Below are 11,565 nucleotides of genomic sequence, written 5' to 3' on the forward strand. Positions count from 1 at the left end.
ACCGAGGGGATGCGGAATCTCCTTTGCCGAAAGGAGAATCCGACGTGAAATTGGTCTGGACCTTTGCAGTCGGTTTTGCCTGCTCACGGGTAGACTTCGGTCGGAGATAAGCGGAGGAAACACTCATGGCGGACAAGCCCACGAAAGGTCTGGCTGATGTCGTCGCGGCGTCCACAGCGCTGAGCGACATTGACGGAAAGGCCGGTCGGCTCTTCTACCGTGGATACGACATCCACGACCTGGCCGGTCGCGCGACGTTCGAGGAGACCGCACACCTGCTCCAGTGTGGCAAGCTGCCCACCCGCTCCGAGCTGGACGCCTACGGCGCCGAGCTGGTGCGCGGCCGGGAGCTGGGCGCCCTGGTGTCCGCGAACATCGCCGAGATCGCCGAGAAACAGAAACCCATGGAGGCGCTGCGTTCGCTGGTGTCGCTGTCGGGCGCCGACGACCCCGACAAGGACTCCATCGCCCCCGACGCCAACCTGCGCAAGGCCGCCCGTCTGGTGGCCCAGCAGCCCCTGCTGGTCGCCCGCTACCACGCGGCCCGCACCGGTGGCAGCGCCCCCGAACCCGACCCGTCCCTGAGCATCGCCGCCAACTTCCTGTTGCAGGTCACCGGCCGCACCCCCGGCGCACGCGAGGTCGAGATCTTCGACGAGTGCCTGGTGCTGCACGCCGACCACACCATGAACGCCTCCACGTTCGCCGCCCGCGTCTGCGCCGCGACCCTGTCGGACATGCACTCCGCCATCGTCGCCGCCATCGGCACCCTCAAGGGCCCGTTGCACGGCGGGGCGAACGAGCAGGTCATGAAGACCCTGGAGTCGCTGTCCCCCGGAGGCGTGGCCCAGGCCGTGCGCGACAAGCTGGCGGCCGGCGAGAAGATCATGGGCTTCGGGCACCGCGTCTACAAGACCGAGGACCCGCGCGCCACCCACCTGCGCAGGATGTCCGCCGAGCTGGCCGAGTCCAGCGGCGACGACACCTACTACCGGATGTCCAAGGAGATGGAGGAGGTCGTCTTCGAGACGAAGGGCCTCTATCCGAACGTCGACTTCTACGCCGCCTCCGTCTACCACTACCTGGGCATCCCGACCGACCTGTTCACGCCGGTCTTCTCCATCAGCCGCATGTCCGGCTGGACCGCTCACGTGATCGAGCAGCACGCCGACAACCGGCTGATCCGCCCCGACAGTGAGTACATCGGTGAGACCGACCAGAAGTGGAAGCCGATAGAAGAGCGTTGAGTTTGAGCCAGCAAGGAACCGAACGCGAGAGCTGGGGGCCGTACCCGCTGATCCTGGGGGGTGCGGCCGTCGGCGTGCTCGTGATCTTCTTCACGAACCCGCGCTGGGGTGGGTTCGTTCTGGGCGCCGTCATCATGGTCGCCGCCGCGCTGCGCTTCGCCGGTTACGGCGGGCAGCTCGCCCTCCGGAGCAAGAAGGCCGATGTCATCACGCTGTCCGTCTTCGGATTCGTGCTGGTCCTGACCTCGTTGCTGCTCTACAACAACGAGCTCAAGGCGCTCATCCTGTCCCTTTTCGCCCCGTGACCGGACGGTCCGATAGCCTCAACGCATCAATTCATTGAAGGGGAACCATTCGCATGCCCAAGATCAAGGTGGAGGGTCCGGTCGTCGAGCTTGACGGCGACGAGATGACCCGGATCATCTGGCAGTTCATCAAGGACCAGCTGATCCTTCCCTACCTCGACGTCGACCTGAAGTACTACGACCTCGGCATCGAGCACCGTGACGCCACGGACGACCAGGTCACCATCGACGCCGCGAACGCCATCAAGAAGTACGGCGTCGGTGTGAAGTGCGCCACCATCACCCCGGACGAGGCGCGGGTCGAGGAGTTCGGTCTCAAGAAGATGTGGAAGTCCCCCAACGGGACCATCCGCAACATCCTCGGCGGTGTCATCTTCCGCGAGCCGATCATCATGTCGAACGTGCCGCGGCTCGTCCCGGGCTGGACCAAGCCGATCGTCGTCGGCCGTCACGCCTTCGGCGACCAGTACCGCGCCACCGATCTGAGGATCCCCGGCGAGGGCACGCTCACCCTGACGTACACGCCCAAGGACGGCTCCGAGCCGATCGAGCTCGACGTGTACGACTTCCCCGGCGGCGGCGTCGCGATGGCGATGTACAACCTGGACGAGTCGATCCGCGACTTCGCCCGCGCCTCCATGCGTTACGGCCTGGCCCGCAACTACCCGGTCTACCTCTCCACGAAGAACACGATCCTCAAGGCGTACGACGGCCGCTTCAAGGACATCTTCGCCGAGGTCTTCGAGACCGAGTTCAAGGCCGACTTCGACAAGGCCGGCCTCACCTACGAGCACCGCCTCATCGACGACATGGTCGCCGCGGCGCTGAAGTGGGAGGGCGGCTACGTCTGGGCCGCGAAGAACTACGACGGCGACGTCCAGTCCGACACGGTCGCCCAGGGCTTCGGCTCGCTCGGCCTGATGACCTCGGTCCTGATGACCCCCGACGGCCAGACCGTCGAGGCCGAGGCCGCGCACGGCACCGTCACCCGCCACTACCGCCAGCACCAGCAGGGCAAGCCCACCTCCACCAACCCGATCGCCTCGATCTTCGCGTGGACGCGTGGCCTGGCCCACCGCGGCAAGCTCGACAACACCCCGGCGGTGACCGAGTTCGCGAACAAGCTGGAGGAGGTCTGCGTCGAGACCGTCGAGGGCGGCCAGATGACCAAGGACCTGGCGCTCCTGGTCGGCGGCGACGCCAAGTGGCTCACCACCCAGGACTTCCTGGCGGCGCTGGACGAGAACCTCAAGAAGAAGATGTCCGCCTGAGCGTCGATGACGGCCTCTACCCCGAGTTGTCCCGCGCGGTAGGGGCCGTCATGACCTCAGAGTGAGCGGCGACAGAGTGAGCGGCGACGCTCTGCACACGCCGGTCCAGGTCGCTCATTCCGACAGGTGCGAGGGCGGTGGTGATTCGCCATCGCATGTCAGTAGTGACCTATAGGCTCCTGCGCCATGTCAACATCATCTACGTCACTCGACATGGCGTTCGCCCTGCTGCGGGAGGGCCGGCTGGTCGACGCCGAGCAAGTCATGGTGCGGGAACTTCAGGACATCACGCAGAAGTACGGCTCCGGCAGCCCCGAGTGGGCGTCGGTACAGTGCGATCTTGGTAACGTCCTGCTCAATTCGGACCAGCCGGCCAGAGCGGTTGAATGTTACCGCGCCGCCTGTTCCGGCCCGGTGCCCCGCGATCCCGAGGCGCACAAGGACCGCCTGACGTACCGGATGAACCTCGGCATGGTGCTCGCCACGACCGGGCGGCTGGACGAGGCCGAGGCGGAACTGCGTGCCAACGTGCGAGAGCGGCTCGCCTTCTACGGTCGCGAGCACGCCGGTTACGCGTTCGGTCTGGAGCCGCTGGCCGAGGTGCTGCTCAGGCGCGGCGACCTGCGCGCGGCCCGCGAGACCGTGGAGGAGACGATCCAGAACTTCTGGCGCAACGGTCACGAGCGGATCGCCACCGCGCTGGCGCTGCGGGCCAGGATCGTGACGGCCGCCGGTGGCGGTGAACCTGCCTTCGTCGCGCTGGAGCAGTTGCCGGACGAAGTCGTCGAAGAGGTGGCGCTCGCCGTGCTCAACAGGGTCGGCGAGCGCCCGGAGACGGACGGCGCCGTGTTGTCCCTGCTGGCCGAGGCCATGGAGGCCCGCTTGGGCCCGGACCACCAGGCGACGCTCAACGCGCTCTCCCAGCTGGCCAACTCCGACAGGAGCGGCGATGGCGCGGGCCGCGTCGTGGCGATCAGGAAAGTGCTCGCCTCCTACCACCGGCAGGGCAGGGCGGAGGAGGCGCTCATGGCCGAGCTCGGCCTGGCGATGGCGCAGAGCGACACCGGTGACCTCGAAGGCGCCCTCCGCACGTATGCCGAGGCCCTTGACAGGGCGCAGGGCCTCGGCAGGGCCGACCTGGTCGCCCAGGTTTTACGGAACTGGGGGCTGGCGCTGTCGGAGGCGGAGCAGCCGGCCGAGGGGGAGCGGCGCCTGCGCGAGGCGCTGTCCGCCGCCGAGTACAGCGGCAACCAGGAGCTGCTCGGGCGCGTACGTATCGCGCTCGGCCTGTTCCTCCAGCACCAGGAGCGGCTGGCCGAGGCCCGTCACATCGTGGAGGCCGGGCTGGGCACGCTCGACGTGGCGCACCCCGATGCCCTCGTGGGTCGCAGCCACCTGGGCGCCATCATGGAGGGCCGCTCGTGCGGCTGCGGCGACCTGCCTGGGGTGGTCGCCGAGGCGTTCCGGGAGTTCGTCCACAGCAGACTGCCGCAGGATCTGCTCGCAGATCTCGGCGTGAGCCTCAAGGACGGCGACTTCGCGGTCAGCGTCGAACTGCGCCGCGAGCCCACTCAGGACGAGCTCGACCAGCTCAACCGGGTGATCCAGACCGCCACCGCCGAGTTCCGCCGCCGCGTCGCCGCGACGTGACGTCCAGGAAGGGCTCCGGCGACTGCGTGACGCCGTCTGTGGGCCGTCCGAGGCGGGCCGACAATGACAGACGCTGATCAGTGACGACGGCTGCGGGGCACGTCAGAGCGCTGCCAGGCGCACGTGGCCTCTACCTGCGGTTTTCCGCAAGGTAGGGGCCATTTTCGGGCCGTCGGGCAGACCATGCGCGGAGGCGACGCGGCTTTCCCATGTCTTGACGGTGCGGCGGCGTGGCGCAGTTGATCAGAGGGGTAAGAGCCCACTGTAGGTGCATATATCGCTACCTACAGTAGCCCGCAGGACGCGGGCCGCTGCAACAGTCGTACGCGTCTCGGGGGGTTCGGATGCGACTGCGTATTTTGAGTGGGCTCGGTGTGCTCACGGCTGCCGCGATCCTGACGGGCTGCGACTCTCAGCCCGAAACCGTCAAGCTGACCGACACCAAGGCGGAGGCCGCCGCGAGGCTCAAGGCGACCAGGGCCGCCAAGGTGAAGGCCGCCGCCAAGGTCAAGGCGAACGAGCTGGGGCAGATCCCGGTGCTGATGTGGCATCGGATCGTGCCCAAGCCGCAGACGACGGACGACCGGTCGCCGCAGCAGTTCAGGGCCGACCTGGAGCGGCTGGTCCGGGAGGACTACGTGCCGATCACCGCCGCGCAGATGGTGTCCGGCAAGATCGACATCCCGGCGGGCAAGCACCCCGTGGTCCTGACCTTCGACGACTCCTCGCCTTCGCAGCTCACCCTGAACGAGATGGGCGTCCCGCAGAAGGACACCGCGGTCGCGATTTTGAAGGAGGTGGCCGCCAAGCATCCGGGCTGGCGTCCGGCGGCCACGTTCTACGTGACGCGCGACATGTTCGGCAAGAGCGTACGCGAGGAGCAGGCGCAGGCTCTGCTCTGGCTCAAGGACAACGGGTTCGAGATCGGCAACCACACCCGCGACCACCTCAACCTGCGCGGCCGCTCGCACAAGGAGGTCGAGGAGCAGATCGGCACGATCGCCAAGCAGATCAACTCCCTGTCCTACATCAACCCCACCACGATCGCCCTCCCGTACGGCAACCAGCCGAACAACAAGCACTGGGCCATGCGCGGCAAGCTCTACAAGCACCAGGGCGCCTTCCTGGCCGGGTACACGCCCGCGCCGGCGCCGTTCAGCAAGTCGTTCGACCCGGCCGGGATCCCGCGGATCAAGGTCATGGAGAAGAAGGGCGACTGCGCCCAGTTCTGCTCGGCGGCCTGGCTCGACTGGCTCAAGAACAACCCGGACATGCGCTACACCTCCGACGGGGACGTGAGCACGGTGGCCTATCCCAAGTACAAGGCCCCGTACATGCGCAAGACCTTCGCGAAGTGGAGCCTGCCCTACTGACCGGTGCGGCGGGGAACGGTCAGGCGGCCCTGGTCGTGAAGGCGATCCCGGCGGCGTGCAGGCGGTCGATGAGGGGCTGCCCCATGGCGGAGGCGGTCGTGAGCTGGCCCGCCCGGTCCGGTACGTCGTCGAAGGCCAGGCAGAGGGCCGACTCCGCGAGCATCTTGGCGGTCTCGTCGTAGCCGGGGTCGCCGCCCGACACCTCCGTGACCACGCGCTCGCCCCCGCCCTCGCCCAGGAACGTCACCTTGAACCAGCTCCTGGCCCGACGCTCGGGTGAGGGGCCGTCGCCGGGTCTGAGGCGGCTCCGCAGCCAGTCGCGCACCGGAGGGAGCTGGGCGAGCGCCGCGAACGTGCCCGCGCCCGCCACCGTGGCCAGCGCGGCCGGGAGGGTCCGGACCGCGTAGTGCTGGCGGTAGGTGAAGTCGGGGCCGTAGCGGTCGAGGAGCCGGGCCGAGTAGCCGACGATCTTCGAGTCGAGGCTGGGCATGGGCAGGGCCCAGCCGCCCACGTAGCGCAGGCCGCCGGGCAGGGAGCTCACCTTGCGACCCTTGGGCCGGGGCTCGGCCGAGCGGCGCTGCGTGCCCGCCGCGACCGTCTCCTTGGCGCGCCCGAGCACCGACAGCATGGTGTCGAGCGTGCCGCCCGACGGCCGCAGGCTGGTCCGCAGGAAGCCGCTGACCTTCAGCGGGACGCCCTCCGGGAGCAGGCCGACGGTGTACAGGACGCCGAGGTCGTACGGGATCGAGTCGAAGCCGCAGGCGTGCACGAGCTTGGCGCCGCTCCTCGCGGCCCGGTCGTGGTAGCGCGTGTACGTCCGGTCCACGAACTCCTGCTCGCCGGTGAGGTCGAGGTAGTGGGTGCCGGCGTCGGCGCAGGCGGCGACGAGCGGCTCGCCGTACCGGACGTACGGGCCGACGGTGGTGGCCAGGACGCGGGTCCGGCCGGCGAGGGCGGCCAGCGAGGCCGCGTCCGTGGCGTCGGCGAGCAGGATCGGAACGTCCAGCCCCAGCCGCTCCAGCTTGGCCCGGTCGCGCCCGGCCAGGGCCCACCGGGTGCCGGGGCCGGCGGCCCGGGCCAGGTAGGCGGCCGTGAGCGCGCCGGTGAATCCGCCGGCCCCGAAGAGCACGATGTCGTACGGACGATCCATGATCCCGAGACTCCTCGCCGGGGCCCCGGGACGCAAGGTGTTCCGCGTCACTGCCGCGAAGCCTGCGGTTTTGTGCGCGAACGTGACGAAGCCGTGCGCGAAAGAGTCAAACCCGTGACGTCACGAAGCCTTAACGGATCCCTGAGAAGTTGCTGAACGTCGTAAAGTTTTCGTCGATGGGGTTCAGTACACGTGGGGATGACGAATGCCGCAAATCTCGCCGTTGGTCGCCGGCGATCCCACCGAGTTGGGGTCCTTCCGGTTGTCCGGACGGATCGGAGAAGGTGGTCAGGGCATCGTCTATCTGGGCGTCAACGACAAGGACGAGCGGGCGGCGATCAAGCTGCTGCACGTCAAGTTCAGCGGCGACACCATCGCCAGGTCGCGGTTCGCCAGGGAGCTGAAGGCGGCCAAGCGGGTCGCGTCGTTCTGCACGGCCCGGGTGATGGAGGCCGACCTCGACGGCAACACGCCCTACATCGCCAGCGAATACATCGACGGCCGGCCGCTGCGCGAGGTCGTCGAGACCGACGGGCCGCTCACCGGCACCCCGCTCGACCGGCTGGCCATCGGCACCGCCACCGCGCTCACCGCGATCCACCACGCCTCGATCGTGCACCGGGACTTCAAGCCCGACAACGTGCTGATCGCCGCCGACGGGCCGCGCGTGGTCGACTTCGGCATCGCCCGGATCATCGACTCCACCGGTACGATCACCAGCCGCGCGATCGGCACCCCGGCCTACATGGCGCCCGAGCAGATCGCCGGCGACGACATCGGACCCTACACCGACGTCTTCTCCTGGGGCGCGACCATCGCCTTCGCGGCGACCGGCACGGTGGCCTTCGAGGGCAAGTCCATCGCGGTGGTGCTCAACCGGATCCTCAACCACGAGGTCGACGTCAGCATGATGCAGGAGCCGCTGCGGAGCGTGGTCAGCGCGGCGCTGTCGAAGGCGCCGGCCGAGCGGCCGTCCGCCGATCAGATCCTGCTGCGGCTGCTGGGGCAGTCCTCCACGGTGGGCGCCTCGACGGCGGTGCTCACCCGGGGCGTGCAGGTGGCCAGCGACGACACCACGCCGTTCACCAGGGTCTCCGCCGGGTCGATCACCGATCAGCCGGGGCGGAAGGGCTCCGTGGTGCCCCCCTCCCACACCGCGGGCGCCCGGACGGCCGGCTCGGGCGCACCGTCCCACACCGCGGGCTCGGGCGCGGGGCCGGTGGAGCAGCGGGCGACGGGGCAGCGGGCCGTGACCGCGCCGCCGGTCCCGGCCGTCACCACCGGGGCCTCCGGCGTGCCGGCGCCCCCGGAGGGTGGGGCACCGTACCCGATGACCGGGCCCGCCGTGCCCGCGCGGCGCAGGCGGGGGAAGGTGTGGGCCGGGCTGGCCACCGCGGTGGCGCTGATCACGGCCGCGGCGCTCGCGCTCTACCTGAACGGCTGGCAGCCCCTGCCGTTCGCCGACGACCCCGCCCCGCCCGACGAGACCTCCGGGCCCGGTCCCAGCTTCGCCTCGGTGGTGGACAAGGTGGCCCAGACCGGGAAGATCGTGATCGGCGTGAAGGGCGACCTGCCGGGCGTCGCGCTGCAGAACGGCGACGAGTTCCAGGGCTTCGACATCGAGATGGCCAAGCGCATCGCGACGGAGCTGGGGGCGAAGGAGACCACGTTCGTCCGGCTCGGCCGGGACGACCGGGCGTCCGCCCTGGACGAGGGCCGGGTGGACCTGGTCGTCGCCACCTACTCCATCGACAAGAGCGAGGTGCGGTTCGCGGGCCCCTACTACCTGGCCCACCAGGACATCCTGGTCCGCGCGGGCAGCGGCGTCGAGTCGATCGACGACCTGAACGGCAAGCGGATCTGCGCCCCCAACAGCCCGTCGGTCGGCGCGGTCCAGGACCGGGTGAAGGTCGAGCCCGTCGCGGCCAGCGACTACGCCGCCTGCATGGACATGCTCCGCAGCGGCAAGGTGGACGCGGTGCCGGGCGACGACGTGATCCTGGCCGGGTTCGCGGCCCGGGAGAACATGCGCTACAAGATCCTCGGCGTCAAGCTCACCAACGAGCGCTACGCCGTGGGCATCAGGGACAGCGACGTGAAGACCTGCAAGGCGGTGAAGGCGGTGATCGCCGATCTCTACGCCACCGGCTTCATCAAGCAGCTCGTGACCAGGCAGTTCGGAAAGGTCGATTTCGAGGCGGAGCTGAAAGTGCCCGCGATGGAAACCTGCTGATGACGAGCGGGTAACATCCCCAACGTCAATGATTCATGCATCGAGTTAGGGGAAGGCCATGGCGTCGTCAGCCACTGTGCCCGTCAAGGTGACCGTCACCGGAGCCGCCGGCCAGATCGGCTACGCATTGCTGTTCCGCATCGCGTCGGGGCAGCTGCTCGGCGCCGACACGCCGGTCAAGCTCAGCCTCCTGGAGATCCCGCCGGCGGTGAAGGCCGCCGAGGGCACCGCGATGGAGCTGGACGACTGCGCGTTCCCGCTGCTGTCCGGCATCGAGATCACCGACGACCCCAACGTCGCCTTCGCCGGCGCCAACGTCGCGCTGCTGGTCGGCGCCATGCCGCGGAAGGCCGGCATGGAGCGCGGTGACCTGCTCGGCGCCAACGGCGGCATCTTCGGCCCGCAGGGCAAGGCGATCAACGACCACGCCGCCGACGACATCAGGGTCCTGGTCGTGGGCAACCCGGCCAACACCAACGCGCTCATCGCCCAGCGGAACGCGCCCGACGTGCCCGCCGACCGCTTCACCGCGATGACCAGGCTCGACCACAACCGCGCGCTGTCCCAGCTCGCGGCCAAGCTGCAGGTCCCGGTCACCGAGATCAAGAAGATGACGATCTGGGGCAACCACTCCGCCACCCAATACCCTGACCTGTTCCACGCCGAGGTCGGCGGCAAGGTCGCGGCCGAGCAGGTCGAGTCCGAGTGGCTGAGCGGCACGTTCATCCCGACGGTGGCCAAGCGCGGCGCCGCCATCATCGACGCCCGTGGTGCCTCCTCGGCCGCCTCGGCCGCCAACGCCGCGATCGACCACGTCTACGACTGGGTCAACGGCACCGACTGGACCTCGGCGGCCGTGGTCTCCGACGGCTCCTACGGCGTGCCCGAGGGCCTCATCTCGTCCTTCCCCGTCCGCGCGGCGAACGGCAAGTTCGAGATCATCCAGGGCCTGGAGATCGACGCCTTCTCCCGCGAGCGCATCGACGCCAGCGTGCGCGAGCTGGAGGAGGAGCGCGACGCGGTGAAGGAGCTCGGCCTCATCTGAGCCAGGCGCGCGCGTTCCCTGTGGTGGGGGGCGCGCGCGTTCGCGTTCAGGCGGGTTGCGCCTCGGGGACGGTGGCGGGACGCGTACGTCCGGCCCAGCGCGCCACCGGCGTTACCTTTTGTCCGCCCCGGGACATGGCGTCGGCTGCACGGCCGGAGCCGCCTGCGGGGTCGCGAAGATCACGCCGGCCGCGGCCAGGAGGCTGCACGTCACGATGAGGGCACCGAAGATCAGCTTCGTGACCCTTGGTGAAAAGCTCCTCACATTTCGGTATCACAGCACACATTGCCGCGCCGCATGGCTCATTTGCCGGAAAGCGCTCCCCAGGCGTCCGAGACGATGTCGCGCAGCGACGCCCGCTCGGCCTTCCAGCCCAGCTCCCGCTGGATCTTGGCCGACGAGGCGACCAGCACCGCCGGGTCGCCGGGCCGCCGGTCCTCGACGACGGCCGGGATCTCGTGCCCGGTGACCTCGCGGCAGACCGAGATCACCTCCTGCACGGAGAAGCCGGTGCCGCTGCCCAGGTTGTAGACCTTGTGCTCGCCCGGAGCGATCGCGTCCAGCGCCAGCAGGTGGGCCTTGGCCAGGTCGGAGACGTGGATGTAGTCGCGCACGCAGGTGCCGTCGGGCGTGGCGTAGTCGGTGCCGAACACGCTGACCGACTCGCGCTCGCCGGTGGCGACCTTCAGCACGTTCGGGATGAGGTGGGTCTCGATCGTGTGCCGCTCGCGGAAGCGGCCGTAGGCGCCGGCCACGTTGAAGTAGCGCAGGCTCACCGCGCCCAGCCCGCGCAGCCCCGCGTACGCGCTCAGCGCGGTGTCCACGGCCAGCTTGGAGGCCCCGTAGGGGTTGGTCGGCCGCGTGGGATCGCTCTCCTCGATGGGCGAGCGCTCGGGCTCACCGTACGTGGCCGCCGTCGAGGAGAACACGATCCGGCCCACGCCCTTGTCCCGCATGGCGTCGAGCAGTGCCAGCGTGCCGCCCAGGTTGTTGGCCCAGTAGAGCCCCGGCTTCGCCACCGACTCGCCCACCAGCGACTTGGCCGCGAAGTGCAGCACCGCCTGCACGCCGTCGAGCACCTGCCCGGCCTCGGCGATGTCCGCGCGCACGAAACGGGCGCCCTCCGGCACCGCGTCCTCATGCCCGGTCGACAGGTCGTCGAGCACGGTCACCTCGTGTCCCGCCTCGATGAGCTGCGCTGCGACGACGCTACCGACATATCCGGCACCACCGGTGACCAGTAGCCTCATGTTCACTCCTGTTCAAATATGTTTGATTTTGTACGGCTTGC

The 11,565-nt window shown here is 69.1% G+C and carries 9 protein-coding genes; 7 read left to right on the forward strand and 2 right to left on the reverse strand.

Annotation, left to right across the window (positions count from 1 at the left end; all coding sequences use genetic code 11):
* The first annotated feature begins 125 nt into the window (after nucleotides 1–125).
* From ACBJ59_RS47910 to ACBJ59_RS47930, 5 genes are all read left to right on the forward strand, one after another.
* Nucleotides 126–1,247, forward strand: a complete 1,122-nt coding sequence (locus ACBJ59_RS47910; RefSeq protein ID WP_375116700.1) for a citrate/2-methylcitrate synthase — start codon at nucleotides 126–128, stop codon at nucleotides 1,245–1,247.
* A gap of 2 nt (nucleotides 1,248–1,249) precedes the next feature.
* On the forward strand, nucleotides 1,250–1,552 hold the full coding sequence (locus tag ACBJ59_RS47915; RefSeq protein ID WP_364112672.1) for a DUF3017 domain-containing protein: 303 nt from the start codon (nucleotides 1,250–1,252) through the stop codon (nucleotides 1,550–1,552).
* Between the two features lie 53 nt (nucleotides 1,553–1,605).
* Nucleotides 1,606–2,823: an NADP-dependent isocitrate dehydrogenase gene (locus ACBJ59_RS47920; RefSeq protein ID WP_375116701.1), complete on the forward strand. Its 1,218-nt coding sequence runs from the start codon at nucleotides 1,606–1,608 to the stop codon at nucleotides 2,821–2,823.
* 186 nt (nucleotides 2,824–3,009) lie between these two features.
* Complete coding sequence (locus tag ACBJ59_RS47925; protein ID WP_375116702.1) at nucleotides 3,010–4,473, forward strand: tetratricopeptide repeat protein; 1,464 nt, start codon at nucleotides 3,010–3,012, stop codon at nucleotides 4,471–4,473.
* 344 nt (nucleotides 4,474–4,817) lie between these two features.
* A complete protein-coding gene (locus tag ACBJ59_RS47930) occupies nucleotides 4,818–5,846 on the forward strand; it encodes a polysaccharide deacetylase family protein (RefSeq protein WP_364112668.1) in 1,029 nt (342 codons plus the stop codon).
* A 19-nt stretch (nucleotides 5,847–5,865) separates the two neighbouring features.
* Here ACBJ59_RS47930 and ACBJ59_RS47935 read toward each other — a convergent pair whose 3' ends face one another.
* Nucleotides 5,866–6,996: a saccharopine dehydrogenase family protein gene (locus ACBJ59_RS47935; RefSeq protein WP_375116703.1), complete on the reverse strand. Its 1,131-nt coding sequence runs from the start codon at nucleotides 6,994–6,996 to the stop codon at nucleotides 5,866–5,868.
* A 205-nt stretch (nucleotides 6,997–7,201) separates the two neighbouring features.
* On the opposite strand from ACBJ59_RS47935, the gene ACBJ59_RS47940 reads away from it, so the two are divergent.
* Both ACBJ59_RS47940 and ACBJ59_RS47945 read left to right on the forward strand, forming a co-directional pair.
* A complete protein-coding gene (locus tag ACBJ59_RS47940) occupies nucleotides 7,202–9,229 on the forward strand; it encodes a protein kinase (RefSeq protein WP_375116704.1) in 2,028 nt (675 codons plus the stop codon).
* A gap of 58 nt (nucleotides 9,230–9,287) precedes the next feature.
* Nucleotides 9,288–10,274 (forward strand): malate dehydrogenase, encoded by a 987-nt coding sequence (locus ACBJ59_RS47945; protein ID WP_364112662.1) that lies wholly within the window; start codon nucleotides 9,288–9,290, stop codon nucleotides 10,272–10,274.
* 302 nt (nucleotides 10,275–10,576) lie between these two features.
* Here the strand turns inward: ACBJ59_RS47945 and galE are convergent, their stop codons facing one another.
* Nucleotides 10,577–11,524: a UDP-glucose 4-epimerase GalE gene (galE, locus tag ACBJ59_RS47950; RefSeq protein ID WP_364112658.1), complete on the reverse strand. Its 948-nt coding sequence runs from the start codon at nucleotides 11,522–11,524 to the stop codon at nucleotides 10,577–10,579.
* Between the last annotated feature and the right edge of the window lie 41 nt (nucleotides 11,525–11,565).

The sequence above is a fragment of the Nonomuraea sp. MTCD27 genome, from assembly GCF_041950495.1.
Taxonomy (GTDB): domain Bacteria; phylum Actinomycetota; class Actinomycetes; order Streptosporangiales; family Streptosporangiaceae; genus Nonomuraea.